General features: G+C 64.0%; 20 protein-coding genes. 17 read left to right on the top strand and 3 right to left on the bottom strand.

All coding sequences use genetic code 11. The features are described from left to right. The first annotated feature begins 177 nt into the window (after positions 1-177). The 16 genes from AC0L28_RS29915 to AC0L28_RS29840 all read left to right on the top strand — a co-directional run bounded on the left by AC0L28_RS29915 (position 178) and on the right by AC0L28_RS29840 (position 15,369). Positions 178-1,221 (top strand): enoyl-CoA hydratase/isomerase family protein, encoded by a 1,044-nt coding sequence (locus tag AC0L28_RS29915; RefSeq protein WP_473481831.1) that lies wholly within the window; start codon positions 178-180, stop codon positions 1,219-1,221. Then, complete coding sequence (locus AC0L28_RS29910; RefSeq protein ID WP_128175993.1) at positions 1,218-1,640, top strand: DUF6163 family protein; 423 nt, start codon at positions 1,218-1,220, stop codon at positions 1,638-1,640. Before AC0L28_RS29915 ends, AC0L28_RS29910 begins: the two co-directional genes overlap by 4 nt. Positions 1,641-1,896: 256 nt before the next feature. Next, entirely contained in the window at positions 1,897-2,412 is a 516-nt protein-coding gene (gene ldtR / locus AC0L28_RS29905; protein ID WP_027154640.1) for a transcriptional regulator LdtR, read from the top strand. A 361-nt stretch (positions 2,413-2,773) separates the two neighbouring features. Then, a complete protein-coding gene (locus AC0L28_RS29900; RefSeq protein WP_091591574.1) occupies positions 2,774-4,027 on the top strand; it encodes a L,D-transpeptidase family protein in 1,254 nt (417 codons plus the stop codon). A 254-nt stretch (positions 4,028-4,281) separates the two neighbouring features. Then, a complete protein-coding gene (glyA, locus tag AC0L28_RS29895; protein ID WP_128246712.1) occupies positions 4,282-5,595 on the top strand; it encodes a serine hydroxymethyltransferase in 1,314 nt (437 codons plus the stop codon). An 81-nt stretch (positions 5,596-5,676) separates the two neighbouring features. Continuing rightward, entirely contained in the window at positions 5,677-6,264 is a 588-nt protein-coding gene (locus tag AC0L28_RS29890) for an invasion associated locus B family protein (protein WP_473481829.1), read from the top strand. A gap of 134 nt (positions 6,265-6,398) precedes the next feature. After that, positions 6,399-6,875: a transcriptional regulator NrdR gene (gene nrdR, locus AC0L28_RS29885; protein ID WP_023798407.1), complete on the top strand. Its 477-nt coding sequence runs from the start codon at positions 6,399-6,401 to the stop codon at positions 6,873-6,875. A 2-nt stretch (positions 6,876-6,877) separates the two neighbouring features. Next, the gene (gene ribD / locus AC0L28_RS29880; RefSeq protein WP_473481828.1) at positions 6,878-7,999 is read left to right on the top strand and encodes a bifunctional diaminohydroxyphosphoribosylaminopyrimidine deaminase/5-amino-6-(5-phosphoribosylamino)uracil reductase RibD; all 1,122 of its coding nucleotides are present in this window, start codon (positions 6,878-6,880) and stop codon (positions 7,997-7,999) included. A 118-nt stretch (positions 8,000-8,117) separates the two neighbouring features. Further along, the gene (locus AC0L28_RS29875; RefSeq protein ID WP_091591568.1) at positions 8,118-8,735 is read left to right on the top strand and encodes a riboflavin synthase; all 618 of its coding nucleotides are present in this window, start codon (positions 8,118-8,120) and stop codon (positions 8,733-8,735) included. Positions 8,736-9,099: 364 nt separating this feature from the next. Beyond that, positions 9,100-9,594 carry a 6,7-dimethyl-8-ribityllumazine synthase gene (ribH, locus tag AC0L28_RS29870; protein ID WP_036263097.1) on the top strand — a complete coding sequence of 165 codons (495 nt, stop codon included), beginning with the start codon at positions 9,100-9,102 and terminating at the stop codon, positions 9,592-9,594. Then, positions 9,591-10,091 (top strand): transcription antitermination factor NusB, encoded by a 501-nt coding sequence (gene nusB, locus AC0L28_RS29865; protein WP_023798402.1) that lies wholly within the window; start codon positions 9,591-9,593, stop codon positions 10,089-10,091. The genes ribH and nusB overlap by 4 nt, the downstream gene beginning before the upstream one ends. Continuing rightward, on the top strand, positions 10,088-11,305 hold the full coding sequence (locus AC0L28_RS29860; RefSeq protein ID WP_473481825.1) for an MFS transporter: 1,218 nt from the start codon (positions 10,088-10,090) through the stop codon (positions 11,303-11,305). Before nusB ends, AC0L28_RS29860 begins: the two co-directional genes overlap by 4 nt. Positions 11,306-11,556: 251 nt before the next feature. Next, positions 11,557-12,468: a glycine betaine ABC transporter substrate-binding protein OsmF gene (osmF, locus tag AC0L28_RS29855; protein ID WP_473481823.1), complete on the top strand. Its 912-nt coding sequence runs from the start codon at positions 11,557-11,559 to the stop codon at positions 12,466-12,468. A gap of 38 nt (positions 12,469-12,506) precedes the next feature. Further along, positions 12,507-13,673: an ABC transporter permease gene (locus AC0L28_RS29850; protein WP_473481821.1), complete on the top strand. Its 1,167-nt coding sequence runs from the start codon at positions 12,507-12,509 to the stop codon at positions 13,671-13,673. Continuing rightward, a complete protein-coding gene (locus AC0L28_RS29845) occupies positions 13,670-14,608 on the top strand; it encodes an ABC transporter ATP-binding protein (RefSeq protein WP_473481819.1) in 939 nt (312 codons plus the stop codon). Before AC0L28_RS29850 ends, AC0L28_RS29845 begins: the two co-directional genes overlap by 4 nt. After that, positions 14,605-15,369: an ABC transporter permease gene (locus AC0L28_RS29840; RefSeq protein WP_473481817.1), complete on the top strand. Its 765-nt coding sequence runs from the start codon at positions 14,605-14,607 to the stop codon at positions 15,367-15,369. The genes AC0L28_RS29845 and AC0L28_RS29840 overlap by 4 nt, the downstream gene beginning before the upstream one ends. Before the next feature lie 10 nt (positions 15,370-15,379). On the opposite strand, the gene AC0L28_RS29835 is transcribed toward AC0L28_RS29840, so the two are convergent. Both AC0L28_RS29835 and AC0L28_RS29830 read right to left on the bottom strand, forming a co-directional pair. Next, positions 15,380-15,586 carry a type II toxin-antitoxin system HicA family toxin gene (locus tag AC0L28_RS29835; protein WP_473481815.1) on the bottom strand — a complete coding sequence of 69 codons (207 nt, stop codon included), beginning with the start codon at positions 15,584-15,586 and terminating at the stop codon, positions 15,380-15,382. Continuing rightward, entirely contained in the window at positions 15,583-15,783 is a 201-nt protein-coding gene (locus AC0L28_RS29830) for a type II toxin-antitoxin system HicB family antitoxin (protein ID WP_023798395.1), read from the bottom strand. The genes AC0L28_RS29835 and AC0L28_RS29830 overlap by 4 nt, the downstream gene beginning before the upstream one ends. 475 nt (positions 15,784-16,258) lie before the next feature. On the opposite strand from AC0L28_RS29830, the gene AC0L28_RS29825 reads away from it, so the two are divergent. Then, the gene (locus AC0L28_RS29825; RefSeq protein ID WP_473481813.1) at positions 16,259-18,400 is read left to right on the top strand and encodes a sodium-translocating pyrophosphatase; all 2,142 of its coding nucleotides are present in this window, start codon (positions 16,259-16,261) and stop codon (positions 18,398-18,400) included. A 291-nt stretch (positions 18,401-18,691) separates the two neighbouring features. On the opposite strand, the gene AC0L28_RS29820 is transcribed toward AC0L28_RS29825, so the two are convergent. Then, positions 18,692-19,234 (bottom strand): outer membrane protein assembly factor BamE, encoded by a 543-nt coding sequence (locus AC0L28_RS29820; RefSeq protein WP_473481812.1) that lies wholly within the window; start codon positions 19,232-19,234, stop codon positions 18,692-18,694. Positions 19,235-19,253 lie beyond the last annotated feature (19 nt).

The raw sequence follows: 19,253 nt of genomic DNA, 5'->3' as shown, positions 1-19,253 counted from the left end.
ACACGAGCCTCCGCCGCTTACCAATGCGGCACGATAGTGCCAGGCACAAGCTGGATACCGGTATACGAGTTCCTGACCGTTGTTGCCGGACAGGATTGCGGCTTGGCATTGACGCAGCCATGCGCCACGCTTTAGCACATCAGTCCCGGCGGCATTGGGCGAGGGATTCTTTAGGCGATGGATTTTGGCGGCGGCAACGAGATCCGCTTCGAACGACTGGGCAGCGTCGGCGTCGTCACGCTGACGCGGCCGCAGGCGCTCAATGCCGTCACCCATCGCATGGTCAAGGCGCTCGACAAGGCGCTGCGCGCCTGGGAGCGCGACGACGGCGTCGATGTTGTCGTCGTCAAGGCCGAGGGCAGGGCGTTTTCGGCCGGCGGCGACATCCTCCACATCTACGAGGCCGGCCGGGTGGGAAAGCCGCCGGTCGATTTCTTCGCCGACGAATACCGGCTGAACGCCCGCATCGCGCGGTTCGAAAAACCCTATGTCGCGCTGATCGACGGCATCGTCATGGGCGGCGGCGTCGGCATCTCGTTCCACGGCTCGCATCGGCTGCTGACCGAGAACGCCCAGTTCGCCATGCCGGAAGTCGGCATCGGCTTTTTCCCGGATGTCGGCGCCAGTCATCTGTTGCCGAGCCTCGGTGGCAGCTTCGGCATGTATCTGGCCCTGACCGGAATCCGCATCCGCTATGGCGACGCTTTGTGGTCGGGCCTGGCGACGAACACGATCAAGGCGCAGGACCAGGCCGGCTTTCTCGACCGGCTGGTTGCGACAGGCGACCCTGAAGCGGCGCTGCGCGGCTTTTCCGTCCCGGCCCGGCGCGAAACGGACAGTCCGACACTGGAAGCCATCGCCCGCCATTTCGCGCAGCCGTCGCTGAGCGACATCATCGGCAGCCTGGAGCGCGCCGCACCCGCAGACGCGTTCGCGGCAAAGACGCTGGCGACGATCCGCACCCGCTCGCCGACCAGCCTGCATGTTGCCTGGCGCGAGATCAGCGCCGGGCTGACGCTGTCGATGGACGAGTGCATGCGGATGGAGTTCCGCATCCTCAACCGCATGCTTGCCGGCCACGATTTCTACGAAGGCATCCGCGCCGCCATCATCGACAAGGGCTCGTCGCCGCAATGGCGGCCGCCAGGCATCGACGACGTCAGTGCTGCCGACGTCGATGCCTATTTCGCTCCGCTCGGCGAACGGGAACTCAAGCTGTGAGCGAGGTCACGTCGAGACGCGTCGTGCTCCAGCCCTCGACGGTCGAGGTCATCTTCGCCTGGTTTCAGCGCGTCATCTCAGCCTACTGTCTGTTGTTCGGGATTTTGTACTGGATCCGGCTGATCGGCTTCTATCCCGGCTCGTTGTGGCGCTTCGACCTGATGCCGGTGCATTGGCAGGTGGCGGCGGTGACGCTCGCCGTCTTCTTTCCCTTCGCCGCCGCCGGTCTGTGGATGCTGGCCTCCTGGGGGCCGGTGATCTGGTTCATCTGCGCGGCGACCGAGACCGTCATGCATGCCGGCTTTCCCGAACTCTTCGGTCACCGGCCGCTGATCCTCGCCTCGCATGCGGCGGTGGCGCTGCTCTACATCGTCTTTCGCGTGGTGATCTGGATGCAGAAGCGCCGGAGCCGGCAATAGAGCATCGGACCGATGCTCTACAAGAATAGCCCACGCCTGCGGTTGGACGGGGCAAATTACCGTCCGCAATCATTGGCTAAATCTTTAGGTTAATCATCCTTGTTGGGGTGACCCTTCGTTAAGCCTCTTTCGAAACCTATTACCGGTAAGCTCTTGTTAGCCCTAGCGTTTAAGTCGAATTTTATGAGTATTCGATAGTGTCGCGATCAAGGTGAAAAACAAAAAATCACCAGGCGACAAACGAGAGGCAAAGACAATGATCAATTCCCGTCCGGCGGCGAAGACCGCCAACGTATCCGATGACCGCCGCGAGGCGATCCGTTCGCTGTACATGGAATCGCTGCAGCTGGTGGAACGGCTGCACCGCCGCCTGCTTGACGTGATCAAGGACGAGTTCGACCGCAACGGCCGTTCCGATATCAACGCCATCCAGGCGCTGCTGCTCTTCAACATCGGCAATTCGGAGCTGACCGCCGGCGAGCTGCGCTCGCGCGGCTATTATCTCGGCTCGAACGTCTCCTACAATCTGAAGAAGCTGGTCGATCTCGGCTTCATCAACCACCAGCGCTCGCGCATCGACCGCCGTTCGGTGCGGGTCTCGCTGACGCCGAAGGGCAGTGAGGTGGCGGAAGTCGTCGCCGGCCTCTACGAGCGCCATGTCGGCTCGATCGAGCAGGTCGGCGGCATCAACACGGAAGAATTCAAGCAGATGAACCGCGCCTTGCAGCGCCTCGACCGCTTCTGGAACGACACCATCGCCTATCGCATGTAAAGCATGTCCATCGCATGCAACCGCGCCACGGGGGCGGTCGGGGGAGCGATCCAAAAGACCGGTGCCGAAAAGCATCGGTCTTTGCGTTTCGTGAGGCCAGCCGATCCAAATCGCGGTCAGGGTCACGTTGCCGCCATATTCCCGGTGGAAGCGAGAACGCGGGTGATGTTGCGGCGCGAGCCAATCCGTCTCCCCGCCAACCGCCTCAGTGAAGGCGCATCGCGCCCGGCGCGTTCTCGCACAGAAGCGATTGGGGCATGGTTGGCTAATTGTTAAGGGCGCCAACCTTAGAGTGGGCCGGGCCTAGCATGCGGGCGGATCGCCCGGTGAAAAAACTGTTACAGGACTATCTGGAGCGTACATGAGAACCAGTCGCCGTTTCTTCCTTTCCGGAGCCTCCGCGTTGGCCGCGACGATGGTTGCCGGTGGCGCCAGCGCGCAGGACGTGATCGCGGACATCCTGAAATCCTCGGGCCGCGGCAACTGGAACGACCAGTTCGACGCCCGCGCCAGCGAGGGCGGCAAGGTGGCCTCGACGCTGCCGATCGTCAGCCTGCAGACCGTTGCGTACACCGAGCAGGCGATCGCGCAGTATCAGAACATTGTCGCGCAGGGCGGCTGGGAGCGGGTCCCGGACACCAAGAAGTTGCAACTCGGCGTCATCGATCCCGACGTGGTGCCATTGCGCAGGCGCTTGATGATTTCGGGTGACCTGGCGCAGAGCGCCGGCCTTTCAGAGGCCTTCGATTCCTATGTCGATGCGGCGGTCAAGCGCTTCCAGGCGCGTCATGGCCTGCCTTCCGACGGGACCCTGGGCCAATATAGCTATGCGGCGATGAATGTCTCGGCGCAGGTCCGGCTTGGCCAGCTGCAGACCAATCTGCAGCGGCTGAACGAACGCGCCGGTACGCTGGGCAACCGCTATGTATTGGTCGATATCCCTGGCGCCCAGATCGAAGCGGTCGAGAACGACCGCGTCGTGCTGCGCCACACCGCCGTTGTCGGCAAGATCGATCGCCAGACGCCGATCGTCGATTCCAAGATCAACGAGATCATCGTCAATCCTTACTGGAACGCGCCGGTCTCGATCGTGCGCAAGGACATCATTCCGCTGATGCGGAAGGACCCTAACTATCTCAAGGACAGCAAGATCCGGCTGTTCGCACCGGATGGCAGCGAGGTCGATCCACTGACCGTCGACTGGTCGACCGACGACGCGGAGAAATACCGCTTTCGCCAGGATCCGGGCGCCGGCAATGCGATGGCCTCGGTCAAGATCAATTTCCCGAGTCCGGACGGCGTCTACATGCACGACACGCCGCAGCAGAGCCTGTTCGGCAAAATGATGCGCTTCGATTCCTCAGGCTGCGTGCGCGTCCAGAACGTGCGCGACCTCGTCACCTGGATCCTGCGCGACACGCCGGGCTGGAGCCGCCAGCATTTCGAGGCGTCGATCAAGAGCGGCGAGAACATCCCGGTGCAGGTCACCAATCCGGTGCCGGTCTTTTTCCTCTACATCTCGGCCTGGTCGACGGGGCCTGGCGTCGTGCAGTTCCGCGACGACATCTACGGGCTCGACGGAGCCAACGAGCTGCAGATCACCTCTGCGCTCTAAGCCACTGATTTTTAGCTGAAGAGGCCGCCTCTGAGGGCGGCCCTTTTTTGACGGTGCGCCAGGCATCGCGTGTGGTGCGCAAGCACCGTTTGGCCGGGGTGGTAGCCGGCTGAACGGCCGGCAGGCGAGGAAATAGGTGGCTCTTCGCCTCGCTGCCGCAATCCGACCAGCAAATTTCGCGCCGCAAACGTGGCGGGGCGAAAGCAACTGTGTTAATGGCGCGGCAGACCCCCCGGACGACAAGGATCTCAAGCATGGCAACAGCAGCGGCAGTGTCGAACAAATTCGAATCCTTCTTCGAAACCACGCTTGCCGATGCCGATCCGGAGATTTTCGGCGCGATCCGCAACGAACTCGGCCGCCAGCGCCACGAGATCGAGCTGATCGCTTCGGAAAACATCGTCTCCCGCGCCGTGCTGGAAGCGCAGGGGTCGGTCATGACCAACAAATACGCCGAAGGCTATCCCGGCAAGCGCTACTATGGCGGCTGCCAGTTCGTCGACGTGGCCGAGGAACTGGCCATCGAACGCGCCAAAAAGCTGTTCGGCTGCAACTTCGCCAATGTCCAGCCGAATTCCGGCAGCCAGATGAACCAGGCGGTGTTTTTGGCGCTGCTGCAGCCCGGCGACACCTTCATGGGGCTCGACCTCAATTCCGGTGGCCACCTGACGCACGGTTCGCCGGTCAACATGAGCGGCAAATGGTTCAAGGTCGTTTCCTACGGCGTGCGCAGGGACGATCACCTGCTCGACATGGACGCGATCGAGAAGACCGCCCACGAGACCAGGCCGAAGCTGATCCTGGCCGGCGGCACTGCCTATTCGCGCGTTTGGGACTGGAAGCGTTTTCGCGAGATCGCCGACTCGATCGGCGCCTATCTGATGGTCGACATGGCCCACATCGCCGGCCTGGTCGCCGGCGGCGTGCATCCGTCGCCGCTGCCATACGCCCATGTGGTCACCACCACCACGCACAAGTCGCTGCGTGGCCCGCGCGGCGGCATGATCCTGTGCAATGACGAGGACATCGCCAAGAAGATGAACTCGGCGGTGTTTCCAGGCCTGCAGGGTGGTCCGCTGATGCATGTCATCGCCGCCAAGGCGGTGGCCTTCGGCGAAGCGCTGAAGCCAAGCTTCAAGATCTATGCCGAGGGCGTTGCCGCCAATGCCAAGGCGCTGGCCTCCAGCCTGCAGGAAACCGGCCTCGACATCGTCTCCGGTGGCACCGACAACCATCTGATGCTGGTTGACCTCAGGCCGAAGAACGCCACCGGCAAGCGTGCCGAGGCAGCGCTTGGCCGCGCCAACATCACCTGCAACAAGAACGGCATCCCTTTCGATCCCGAAAAGCCGTTCGTCACCTCGGGCGTGCGCCTCGGCACGCCGGCCGGCACCACGCGCGGTTTCGGCCAGGCTGAGTTCCGCGAGATCGGCAAGCTGATCGCCGAGGTGCTGGACGGGCTCAAGGCCGCGAATTCCGATGAGGGCAATGCAGCCGTCGAAGCCGCGGTGAAGGCGAAGGTGGCCGCATTGACGGATCGTTTTCCGCTCTATCCCTATCTCGGTTGAGCTCACGCAAAGTGTCGTCCCTTATCGGCGGACGAGAAGCACTTTTTCAGCGGGGACGGAGTCCGGACAGGAGCCTTGACGATGATGCAGATTTTCGGTGTCGCTGGCTTGGGCGCGCTTGGCGTGCTGGTCACATTGACCACCTTGCCGTCCGCCGCCCTGGCACAGTCTGCGCCCACCCCGGCCGCACCGAAGACCGAAACCTTCGGCAACTGGTCCACCACCGTGGACGAGATCGATACCGGTGAGGATCTGCGCAAGACCTGCGTCGCCTCGACCGCCTTTCTCGACGCGAGCGGTACCAGCGGCACGCTCACACTTGCCATCTCGAACGGTGATGCACTGCCGCCCAATGGCTATCCGACCCTCGTCATCGCCATGAAGAACAAGGACTTGCCGACTGGCGAGAACATTCCGGCGGTGTTCGGCGATGGCAACGGCAAGGTTAAGGCGACCGTCGATGCCATGGCCGGTGCCAGCGGAAAATGGATGTTGAACAACAAGCCCGAGATCAGCCTGGCGCTGCTGCGTGCCATGCGCCGCGCCAGCGCGCTCGACGTCATATTCGCCGACACGCCGGTCGCGACCGTATCGATGGACGGCTTCACCAAGGCCTATCGCAGCCTCGGCGTGTCATGTGGGTTCCCGACTGCTGACGTCGCGCCGTAATCGGCCAGTATTGCCGTTGATGCTGGCAATTTTCCCCGCACCTCGCTATCTCTGAGGCGCGACCCGATACTTTGCCATCGCGGCAAAAACCTCTAAGCCTTCGCTCCACGAGAATCGCGAACACAAGGCTGCCCATGCGCTGTCCCTACTGCCAGTCCGAAGATACGCAGGTGAAGGATTCGCGCCCCGCCGAAGACGGCGCGGCGATCCGCAGGCGGCGCGTCTGCCCCGATTGCGGCGGCCGCTTCACCACCTTCGAACGGGTGCAGTTGCGCGACCTCGTTGTGGTGAAGAAGTCCGGACGCAAGGTGCCGTTCGACCGCGACAAGCTGCTGCGCTCGGTCGAGATCGCGGTGCGCAAGCGCAATGTCGATCCGGAGCGCATCGACCGCGCGGTGACCGGCATCGTGCGCCAGCTCGAAAGCTCCGGCGAGACCGAGGTCGCCTCGGGCGAGGTCGGCCGCCTGGTCATGGAGGCGCTGAAGTCGCTCGACGACGTCGCCTATGTGCGCTTTGCCTCGGTCTATCGCAATTTCCGCGAGGCCAAGGATTTTCACGACGTGCTGGGTGAGCTTAAAGGTGACGAGCTCAAGGAAGAGGACGCCGGCTGAGCATGGCAAGGCGCAGCCAAGCCGAGCAAGAGGTTCTTGATCGCCGCTTCATGGCGGCGGCACTGAGGCTGTCGCGGAAAAACGCCGGGCGGACCTCGACCAACCCTTCCGTCGGCACGCTGATCGTGCGCGACGACGGGGCCGGGCCGATGATCGTCGGCACCGGCGTCACCGCTGTCGGCGGCCGGCCGCATGCCGAGACCGAGGCGCTGGCCGAGGCCGGCGAACTCGCACGCGGCGCCACCGCCTATGTCACACTGGAGCCCTGCGCCCACCATGGCCGCACCCCGCCTTGCGCCAGCGCATTGGTCAATGCCGGCGTCGCGCGGGTGGTTGGAGCTGCGAGCGACCCCGATCCACGCGTGTCCGGCAACGGCTACGCGATCCTGCGTGTCGCCGGTGTCGAGGTGGTCGAAAAGGTGCTCGTGGCAGAAGCCGCCGAGCAGATGGCCGGCTATCTCATTCGATCTCTGAAAAAACGTCCGGAAGTGATCCTGAAACTTGCGCTTTCCAGCGACGGCAAGATCGGCGTGGAAGGCGCGGGGCAGGTCTCGATCACCGGCGACATCGCCCGGCGGGAAGTCTATCTGATGCGCGCCGAAGCCGACGGCGTACTGATCGGCATCGGCACGGCGCTGGAGGACGATCCGGCGCTGACGGTGCGGTTGCCGGGGCTGGAGAACCGCTCGCCGGCGCGCATTGTGCTCGACCGCCAGATCAGGCTGCCGGAGACGTCGAAACTGATAGCCGGCGTCGACCGGGTTCCGCTTTACGTCGCCGCCTGTGCCGAAGCCGACCCGCAGCGGCGCGCCGCGCTCGAACGCGCCGGCGTGCGCTTCATCGGCACTGAGACGTATGAAGGCGATATTGCGCTGCCGGAGTTGCTCGAGGATCTGGCCGCACTCGGCATGGCGAGCGTGCTGGTCGAGGGCGGCGCCAAGGTGGCCAAGGCCTTCCTCGCCGAAGGGCTGGTCGACCGCATCGTGCTGTTCCAGGGGCAGGAGCCGATCGGCAGGAGCGGCATTGCATCGCCCATCGACGCCGATCATATCCCGGCAGGATTTCGCAAATTGCGCGACATGCGTTTCGGCGAAGACAGCTACGCCGAGTGGATAAGACCATGATCCCAAAAAGTGGGAACCGATATTTGGACAAGAACATGGTCAAACTGAAAGACATGATCCCGAAAAGTGGGAACCGGTTTTCGGAAAAGATCATGGCCAACCAAGAAGACAGGATCTGATGTTTACCGGGATTGTCACCGATGTCGGCACCGTCGCTGCCGTCAAGCCGCTGAGAGAGGGCGTCGGCTTGCGCATCGACACCGCCTATGACCCGCAGACGATCGCCATTGGGGCCTCGATTTCCTGCGGCGGCGTCTGCCTGACGGTGACGGCGCTGCCGGAAAGCGGCGCCAACGCGCGCTGGTTCGAGGTCGAGGCCTGGGAAGAGGCACTCAGGCTGACGACGGCCATGGGCTGGAAATCCGGCACCAGGATCAATCTGGAGCGGCCGCTGAAGATCGGCGACGAACTCGGTGGCCACATCGTTTCAGGCCATGTCGACGGCATGGCCGAGATCGTTGCGCGCAAGGAGGAGGGCGATGCCGTGCGCTTTACGCTGGAAGCGCCGCGCGACCTGGCCAAATTCATCGCACCCAAGGGCTCGGTCGCGCTCGACGGCACCTCGCTTACCGTCAACAAGGTCGACGGCACGCGCTTCGACGTGCTCTTGATCCATCACTCGCTGACCGTGACCACCTGGGGCGAACGCCAGGTCGGCGACCGCGTCAATCTGGAGATCGACACCATGGCCCGCTACGCGGCCCGCCTGGCCGAGGCCGCGAAAGAGGGGCTTTGATGGTCTGCCGGAGAGCGGCGTGGATTCATACGGTTGTCCGAACAGGACGAGCACCTCGGATCTGATTGGCGCCTTGTTCCGTTTGGCGTTGCCCCTCACCCGCCTGCCGGCGACCTCTCCCCGTAAACGGGGCGAGGGGCGATTTCATCGATGGTTTAGCCAATCACCAGCGTTGCAAGAAGGGCGCCGGCGATGCGGCCAGCCTCTTTCGCCCCGTTTACGGGGAGAAATGCCCGGCAGGGCAATGAGGGGCAGCGCCGGCTTCGGAGGAAACCAATAATCAGGCACGTCCACATCTCCACCAATCTTCTGCTTGCGATCAAACCGGCTTCGGCCTAAGTCACCGGCGATCCCGGAGACATCTATGGCTGGCACATCCCAACACGGCAAAGCGTTCATTCGCCCGAAGAAGAAGGCCCACCTTCTTGTCATCGAGGCACGCTTCCATGACGACCTTGCCGACGCGCTGCTCGAAGGCGCGACAAGCGCGCTCGAGGAAGCGGGCGCGACATACGACGTCGTCACCGTTCCGGGCTCGCTCGAAATTCCCGCAGTGATTTCCTTCGCCCTCGACGGCGCCGCCGAAGGCGGGTCGAGCTATGACGGCTTTGTCGCCCTCGGCACCATCGTGCGCGGCGACACCTATCATTTCGACATCGTCGCAAATGAATCGAGCCGTGCCCTGATGGACCTGTCCGTCCAGGAAGCGGTCTGCATCGGCAACGGCATCCTGACCACCGAAAATGACGAGCAGGCCTGGACGCGGGCCAGGCGTTCGGAAGGCGACAAGGGTGGCTTTGCCGCGCGTGCGGCGCTGACCATGATTGCCCTCAAGCAACAGTTGGGAGAGCGATCGTGAGCGAGCCCGCATCGCCCGGCCAGCCCGCGGTGCGCCACGCCAACAAGCGCGGTGCAGCCCGTCTGGCCGCCGTGCAGGCGCTCTACCAGATGGATGTGGCCGGCAGCGGCGTCTTCGAGATCACCGCCGAATATGAGGCGTTCAGGCTCGGCAAGGAAGTCGACGGCGCGCTCTATCGCGAGGCCGACGCGCAATGGTTTCGCGCCATCCTCGCCGGCGTCGTCGAGAACCAGAAGACCATCGACCCGATCATCCGCCAGGCGCTGACCGAGGACTGGCCGTTGTCCAGGCTCGATTCGACGCTGCGCGCCATATTGCGCGCCGGCGTCTACGAACTGATGAAGCGCGAGGACGTGCCGGTGGCTGTCATCGTCTCGGAATATGTCGATATCGCCAAGGCGTTTTACGAAGAAGACGAGCCGAAGCTGGTCAACGCAGTGCTCGATCGCGTGTCGCGCCGGGTGCGCGGCGAAGGGCGTGGCAAGGACGCTTCATGACGGCCGTCGCTATCGCCGAGGCCGGCAGGGAAGCGCGCCGCACGGCGCTCATCCTTGCCGCTTCGCAGGCGATCATCGGCTCGGCCGCACCTATCGCCATTTCCGTGGGTGGATTGGCCGGATATTATCTGCTCGGCTCCGACAAGTCGCTGGCGACGGCGCCGATCACCGGCTTCAACGTCGGCGTGGCGCTCGGCGCCCTGCCGGCCGCAGCCATCATCCGCCGGCTCGGCCAGCGCGACGGCTTCATGACCGGGACGATCGTCACTGCGCTCGGCGGTCTGGTCGCCACGCTGGCGCTATTTTACGCCAGCTTCTGGCTGTTCGCCTTCGGCCTGCTGGTGATCGGCATCGGCGGTGCCTTCGTCCAGCAATTCCGCTTCGCCGCCGCCGACAACGCACCGGCTGAATTCAAGGCGCGCGCCATCTCCTTCGTGCTGGCCGGCGGCATCGTCACCGCCATTCTCGGGCCGCAGATCGTCATCTTCACCCGCGAATTGTTTGCGCCGGTGATGTTTGCCGGCTCGTTTGCCTCCATCCTGGTGCTGGCGGCGGTCGGCGCCGCCATCCTGTCGTTGCTGCGCATCCCGGCCAAGGCGACGGGCAAAGCGGAAATCGCCGACAGCGACGCGCGGCCGCTCGCCGAGATCGTCACCAGGCCGCGTTTCGTTGCGGCGCTGTTTTGCGCCGTCGGCAGCTACGCGCTGATGAGCTTCGTCATGACCGGCGCGCCGCTCGCCATGGTCGGCTGCGGCCTGTCGACGGACGACGCCACGCTCGGCATTTCCTGGCATGTCATGGCGATGTTCGCGCCGAGCTTCTTCACCGGCTCGCTGATCTATCGCTTTGGCGCCGAACGGATTGTCGCAACCGGCCTTGTGCTGCTGATCGGCTGCGCCGTGGTGGCGCTGTCGGGCCTGGCGCTGTGGCAGTTCTGGACGGCGCTGATCCTGCTCGGCCTTGGCTGGAATTTCGGCTTCATCGGCGCCACCGCCATGGTCGCCGACAGCTACCGCCCATCGGAAAAGGCCAAGGTCCAGGGTTTTCACGACTTCGTCCTGTTCGGCTCCGTCGCCTTCGCCTCGCTGATGTCGGGCGCGGTCTACAACGCCTGGGGCTGGGAGATGCTGAACTGGATCATCTTCCCGGTGACGGTGCTGTGCTTCGTGGCGCTGGGCGTGCTGAAGATGACCGCACGGCCGACCAGCTCATGACCCCGAACCGAAGGTTCGGAAAGGATCATGCGCATATCAATAGTGCCACAGCGTCCTTTGCGCGTCCAAACGGACGCGACGCGCTGTAGTGACATGACGCTGTCGGGATCGGACAGCAGCGGATTCACCCGCATCCGAACAAAATTATTGCCCCCATCCCCCTTCTTATGAAACCGTGTGCCCCGACGGGGCATTGAAGCCATGCTCATATGCGGCAGCCGCAGTCCGGTTCTCAGCAAGGGATTTGTGAAATGTTTTCAGTCAAGGTTCTGGCCGGCGCGGCACTGGCGCTCGGCATCACCGCAGCCTCGGCGAGCGCTCAGGTGGTCGTGTCGTCGAAGATCGACACCGAAGGCGGCGTGCTCGGCAACATCATCCAGCTGGTGCTGAACGCCAACAACATCCAGACCACCGACCGCATCCAACTCGGCGGCACCCCTGTGGTGCGCAAGGCGATCACCGCCGGCGAGATCGACATCTATCCGGAATACACCGGCAATGCCGCCTTCTTCTTCGAAAAGGCCGACGATCCGGTGTGGAAGGATGCCGCCAAGGGCTATGAAACGGCCAAGAAGCTCGACTACGACGCCAACAAGATCGTCTGGCTGTCGCCGTCGCCGGCCAACGACACCTGGGCGATTGCGCTGCGCAAGGATGTCGCCGAGACCAACAAGCTGGCGACGCTGTCCGACTTCGGCAAATATGTCTCCGGCGGCGGCCAGGTGGTGCTGGCGGCCTCGGCCGAATTCGTCAATTCGGCTGCCGCGCTGCCGGCTTTCCAGACCACCTATGGCTTCACGCTTAAGCCGGACCAGCTGATCACGCTCTCCGGCGGCGATACGGCGGCGACCATCGCCGCCGCGGCGAACCAGACCAACGGCGCCAACGCCGCCATGGTCTACGGCACCGACGGCGGCATCGCGCCGTCCGGCCTGGTCGTGCTCGAAGACGACAAGGACGTGCAGCCGGTCTACCAGCCGGCGCCGATCATCCGCGAGGCGGTGCTGAAGGAGCATCCCGAAATCGAGACGCTGCTGAAGCCGGTCTTCGCCAAGCTCGACCTCGTCACCCTGCAGGAACTGAACGGCCGCGTTCAGGTCGGCGGCGAGCCGGTCAAAGGCGTCGCCGAAGACTTTTTGAAGAAGAACGGGTTTTTGAAGTAGTCAGCCCGTTTGAAAATGACGCCGGTGCGAGGCGCGCCATGACCACCCGCTTCGACAAGCTCGGCGTGGTCATCGCCGCGATCGTTGCCTATGCCGCCTTCGCGGCGCCCTTTGCCACCTTGCGCGCCAATCGCATCGTGCCGGGCGAGGCGCGCTCGATTCTTGAAGCGCTGCCGCCGACGTTGGGGCCGCTGCTGCTTGCAGTCGTCGTCGTTGCGGCGGTCGTCGCCTTGCTGAAAACGCCGCTGGTACCGCGCCTGGCCGCCAGCGTGGTCGCGCTTGCCGCACTGGCGCTGCTGATCGGCGTCGCCGGCAGCTTCCTGACGCCTGAGGGCAACAGCTTTGCCCGCATCTCGCCGGATTCGGGTTTCTGGCTGCTCATCTTCGCCTTTACGCTGTTGCTCGCCGATGGGCTGACGAGGCTGAACCTGTCGCCATCGGCGCGGGTCGGCGTGCTCGTCGTCGCGGCAGCGGCGATCGGCCTGCTGCTGGTCTCGGGCAGCTGGAACAGTCTGTCGATTCTCAAGGAATACGCCAACCGTGCCGACAGTTTTTGGGCCGAAGGCTCCAAGCATGTGACGCTGGCGCTGGGCTCGCTGGCGGCGGCGGTGATAGCAGGCTTGCCGCTTGGCATCCTCTGCCACCGCGTCGAAAAATTGCGGGCCGGCGTGCTCAACGTGCTGAACATCATCCAGACCATTCCCTCGATCGCGCTGTTCGGCCTGTTGATCGCGCCGCTCGGCTGGGTCGCCACGCATGTGCCCGGCGCGGCCTCCCTCGGCATTCGCGGCATCGGCACCGCGCCCGCCTTCGTCGCCCTGTTCCTCTATTCGCTACTGCCGGTTGTGGCCAACTCCGTGGTCGGTCTTGCCGGCGTGCCGCGCGCCGCCAACGATGCCGCACGCGGCATGGGCATGACCGAGCGCCAGCGCCTGTTCGGCGTCGAATTTCCACTGGCCTTCCCGGTGATCCTCACCGGCATCCGCATCGTGCTGGTCCAGAACATCGGCCTTGCCACCATTGCCGCGCTGATCGGCGGCGGCGGTTTCGGCGTGTTCGTGTTCCAGGGCGTTGGCCAGACGGCGATGGACCTGGTGCTGCTCGGCGCCGTTCCGACGGTGGCTATGGCCTTTGCTGCCGCCATCATCCTCGACGCACTGATCGAAATGACCTCCACCAGGCGACGCGAGGCACAACCGGCATGATCGAGATCGAAGGCATTAGCAAGCGCTATGACGCGACGATCGTCGTCGACGACGTGTCGATGGTGATCGAGCCGCGCACCATCGCCGTCATCGTCGGCACCTCCGGCTCCGGCAAGACGACGCTGCTGCGCATGATCAACCGGCTGGTCGAGCCGACCGCCGGCGTGATCAGGCTCGACGGCGCCGACAACCGCTCGCTGCCCGGCTACGAGCTGCGCCGCAGCATTGGTTACGCCATTCAGGGCCATGGGCTGTTTCCGCATCGCACCGTGGCACAGAACATCGCCACCGTGCCGGTGCTGCTCGGCTGGGACGCCGCCCGCATCAAGCGCCGTGTCGATGAGTTGATGACGCTCTACCAGCTCGATCCCCAGGCGTTCGGGCCACGCTATCCGCACGAACTCTCCGGCGGCCAGCAGCAGCGCGTCGGCGTCGCCAGGGCGCTTGCCGCGGCGCCGAATGTGCTGTTGATGGACGAGCCGTTCGGCGCGCTCGACCCGATCATCCGCAACAAGGCGCAGGAGGACCTTCGGGCGATCCAGAAGCGCTTCGGCACCACCATCATCCTCGTCACCCATGACATGGAGGAGGCGGTGCATATGGGCGACAAGATCGCAGTGATGGATGCCGGCAAGCTGGTGCAATATGCCAGGCCCGCCGAGATCCTGGCGAAGCCGGCCAGCGCCTTCGTCGAGACCCTGGTCGGCGCCAGCGAAAAACCGTTCAGGCTGCTGTCGCTCGGCCGGGTGCGCGACGCCGTGGAGACGGGCACCGCCGAAGGCGAGGCGATCCCCGCCGACGCCAGCCAGCGCGATGCGCTGGCCGAACTGTTGTGGTCGGGACGCCCGGCGTTGCCGGTGACAGGCGCGGATGGCAAGCCGCTCGGCCGCGTGACTGTGGATGGGCTGGTGAAACGCGCGGCGAGGCCGGCATGAAAGAGGCCGGTGTAAAAGCCTGGCTTCCGTCACTGCTCAGGCTTGCCCTGGTGGTGCTGCTCAGTGCGTTCGTGACCAATCCGGGTTGGTTCGAGCCGCTGCTGAAGCCGCTGACCGAGAGCAACGCGCCGGCAATCTACAACCAGGGCAGCCTGTTGACGCTGATGCTGCTGCACCTGCGGACCGTGCTGATCGCGACGGTGGCGGCAACCATCGTTGCCGTGGCGCTCGCCATCCTGGTCACCCGGCCGGCCGGCGTCGAATTCCTGCCGCTGTCGCGCAGCCTGGTCAATATCGGCCAGACCTTCCCGCCGGTGGCGGTGCTGGCGCTGGCCGTGCCGGCCGTCGGCTTTGGCGAGAAGCCGACACTGATCGCGCTGTTTCTCTACGGCCTGCTGCCGATCTTCGAGAACGCGCTGACCGGGCTGACGACGCTGCCGGCCAATGTGGTCGAGGCGGCGCGCGGCGGCGGCATGACCGGCTGGCAAAGGCTGGTCAAGGTCGAGCTGCCGCTCAGCGCGCCGATCATTCTCGGCGGTATCCGGCTTTCGGTGGTCATCAGCCTCGCCACTGCGACGATCGGCTCGACCGTGGCGGCCAGGACGCTCGGCGAGGTGATCATCGCCGGTCTGTTGTCCAACAATCTCGCCTTCGTCCTGCAGGGCGGGCTGATCGTCGCCGCGCTTGCCGTGCTGATCTATGACGGGCTGTCGGCGATCGAGCGCTACACCGCACGCCGCATGGGGCAGGAGACGGCGTAATTAGAAAAATTCAGATATCGCTTTCGCTCATCTCGGCCAGCGCCAAGAGATGTCGCAAGAGTCCTGTTTTGAGCGGCCTGTCGCCGTGAATCGGGATCGAAAGGCGCACGATGCTGCCTTCCTTGCCGTAGATGTGATGACTGCCGGCAACACGCAAAAGCCTTCGTCCTTGCCACTCGATGGCACGCGCAAGCTCCTTGCCGGAAATGGACTTCAAACAGCGATTTCCATGACCCGGCCGGGTTCTGAAGTGAAAGATAGCGGCTCTACCGAGAGGCAGCCTTCGATTGCTTCACGCAAGTTCTCGACAAGTTCGTCCAAGGTTTCACCCTGGGTCGCGCAGCCGGGAATTGCCGGCACTTCGGCCCAGTAGCCACCTTCTTCGGCTTCGTGAATGATCGCCTTGAACTTCATCGCGTCATCTCCAACTCCACCCTGAAGAGGGGCTGCCCCGCCGATATTTGCAGAGCTGCATGAGCGCTGTCTATCTGCAAGTTCTGCCTGCCTGATCAGGCTCTCGACGAGTGTGGCAGTCCAACGTCTGCAACGGCCAGCAGAAGCCTTTCATGTTCTACTTGACCATGCTGGCGGTGCTGATCTTCGCCGTCAGGCTGGACTGCGACCTGCGCAAAGGCTGACAACCGCCAGCCGATTTCAATCGATCTGATCGGGTGGCGGCACTTGCGAGCGTGTTGCCGCCATTGCTTTTGGGCGAAAGCCGGGGCTTTTGGGCGAAAGCCGGGCAAAAACCGAACAATATCTTGACGTTCGCAGCCCTGTTTCGCATAAGCCGATGGGAGGGGAGCGGATTCGGCGCGCGGAATCCGCTCCCCGTCTCAACGGCCCAGGGAGGGGTTCTTTTGGGTCATCAATCGAGGAAAATCCGGCAATGACCATAATTTTAGCTGTCATCGCCTGCGGTCTGCTTTCAGTCCTTTACGCCATCTGGGCGACAAAATCGGTCCTCGCGGCCGATCAGGGCAATGCACGCATGCAGGAAATTTCCGCGGCCATCCGCGAAGGCGCGCAGGCCTATCTGGCGCGCCAGTACACCACCATCGCCTTCGTCGGCGTCGTGGTCCTGCTGCTCGCCTGGTGGCTGCTTTCGATCACCGCCGCCATCGGCTTCCTGATCGGCGCCGTTCTGTCGGGCGCCGCCGGCTTCATCGGCATGCACGTCTCGGTGCGCGCCAATGTGCGCACCGCGCAGGCGGCTTCCAACAGCCTCGCAGCCGGCCTCGAGATCGCTTTCAAGTCGGGCGCCATCACCGGCATGCTGGTCGCTGGCCTGGCCCTGCTCGGCGTCTCGATCTATTATCTGATCCTCACCCAATTCATCGGCCTCCAGCCCAACGACCGCGTCGTCATCGACTCGCTGGTTTCGCTCGGCTTCGGCGCCTCGCTGATCTCGATCTTCGCCCGTCTCGGCGGCGGCATCTTCACCAAGGGCGCCGACGTCGGCGGCGATCTCGTCGGCAAGGTCGAAGCCGGCATTCCCGAAGACGATCCGCGCAACCCGGCCACCATCGCCGACAATGTCGGCGACAATGTCGGCGACTGCGCCGGCATGGCCGCCGACCTGTTCGAGACCTATGCGGTGACCGTGGTCGCCACCATGGTCCTCGCCGCCATCTTCTTCGGCGGCACCGCCGTTCTCAGCGCCACGATGCTCTATCCGCTGGCCATCTGCGGCGCCTGCATCCTGACCTCCATCGTCGGCACCTTCTTCGTCAAGCTCGGCTCCAACGGCTCGATCATGGGTGCGCTCTATAAGGGCCTGATCGTCACCGGCCTGCTGTCGATCGTCGGCCTCGGCATCGCCACCTCAGCAACGCTGGGCTGGGGCGAGATCGGCACGGTCGCCGGCATGGCCATCACCGGCGCGAACCTGTTCATCTGCGGCCTGATCGGTCTCGCGGTGACCGGCCTCATCGTGGTGATCACCGAATACTACACCGGCACCGACAAACGCCCGGTGAACTCCATCGCCCAGGCTTCGGTCACCGGTCACGGCACCAACGTCATCCAGGGCCTTGCGGTCTCGCTGGAATCGACGGCACTTCCGGCGATCGTCATCGTCGGCGGCATCATATCGACCTACCAGCTCGCCGGCCTCTACGGCACGGCGATCGCGGTCACCACGATGCTCGGCCTCGCCGGCATGATCGTCGCGCTCGACGCCTTCGGCCCGGTCACCGACAATGCCGGCGGCATTGCCGAAATGGCCGGCTTGCCAAAGGAAGTGCGCCAGTCGACCGATGCGCTCGACGCCGTCGGCAACACCACCAAGGCGGTGACCAAGGGTTACGCCATCGGTTCGGCCGGTCTCGGTGCTCTGGTGCTGTTTGCGGCCTACTCCAACGACCTGAAGTTCTTTGCCGCCAATGGCGACAAATACCCTTACTTCCAAGGCATGGGCGACGTCTCTTTCGACCTCTCCAACCCTTATGTCGTCGCCGGTCTGATCTTCGGCGGTCTGATTCCGTATCTGTTCGGCGGCATCGCCATGACGGCTGTCGGCCGTGCGGCGGGCGCCATCGTCGAGGAGGTGCGCAAGCAGTTCCGCGAGGATCCGGGCATCATGGCCGGCACCTCGAAGCCGAACTATGCGCGTGCGGTCGATCTTCTGACCAAGGCGGCGATCCGCGAAATGATCATTCCGTCGCTGCTGCCGGTGCTGGCGCCGCTGGTCGTCTATTTCGGCGTGCTGCTGATCTCGGGCTCGAAGGCGTCCGCCTTTGCAGCCCTTGGCGCCTCGCTGCTCGGCGTCATCGTCAACGGCCTGTTCGTCGCCATCTCGATGACCTCCGGCGGCGGCGCCTGGGACAATGCGAAAAAATCGTTCGAGGACGGCTTTACCGACAAGGACGGCGTCAAGCATCTCAAGGGCTCCGAGGCGCACAAGGCCTCGGTGACCGGCGACACGGTCGGCGATCCCTACAAGGACACCGCCGGTCCGGCAGTCAACCCGGCGATCAAGATCACCAACATCGTCGCCCTGCTGCTGCTCGCCGTGCTCGCGCACGGCTGAGGCGGCTTGGCCTTCCGAGGCCGAGATCCACAACCGAACCCGCGGGAGCGATCCCGCGGGTTCGTCTATTTTGGACGTCCAGCATCAGGGAATTGACGCCCGTGACAGCTCCAAAAGCTCGCGTTCAAGTCGTCTGCGGCCCGCAGCCTGCGACAATGGCTTTCTGTCTCAAAACAAAAACCCGCAGGATCGCTCCCGCGGGTTTTCGGTCGCCTGAGATGTTGCTGCTTCCCCTCGAAGTTAAAGGAAGGGAAGCAAAAAAGGATGAGAAGCCGATTCTGCCGGGATTGATCAGGTGCCGGGCGAGGCGCCGCCGCCGCCGGGGAGGCCGGGCGCCAGCTTGCTGGCGCCACCCATGATCTGGCTGAGGAAGTTCTGGTCCTTGCCGCCGGTCGGCGTGGTCCGCGAGATGAAGTCGAACACCTTGCCGTCCTTCAGGCCGTAATTGGCGATCTGGGTAACGCGCCCGTCCTCGCCGAAATAGACGGCCAGCACCTTCTGGTCGACCAGCCTCGGCTTGTCGAAGGCGACGTAACGCTTGCGCGTCTGTGAGATGTAGTAGAAGGCCTCGTTGTCGAAAGTCGCCTTGGTAGACGGGGTGCCGAGCGCCAGAAGCACCTGTTCGCGGCTCGAGCCGACCGGCACCAGGTCGATTGCCTGCTGGTCGATGACGTAGCCCTGCGTCAGCGTCTCGCTCGGATTGAGATCACCGATCATCTTCGACGAGTTGCAGGCGCAAAGCGCCGAAGCGACCACCAGCAGCGAGATCGCGCCGGCGGATCTCGGAAAAGCGGACCTGGGCAGAAAAGTCGACTTGATTTTCAGCGCGCGCAACTACAACTCCATTAGCTGG

The organism is Mesorhizobium sp. WSM4847 (assembly GCF_055811335.1).
The sequence above is the reverse complement of the archived record's forward strand: the minus strand, read 5'-3'. Positions and strand labels throughout refer to the sequence as shown.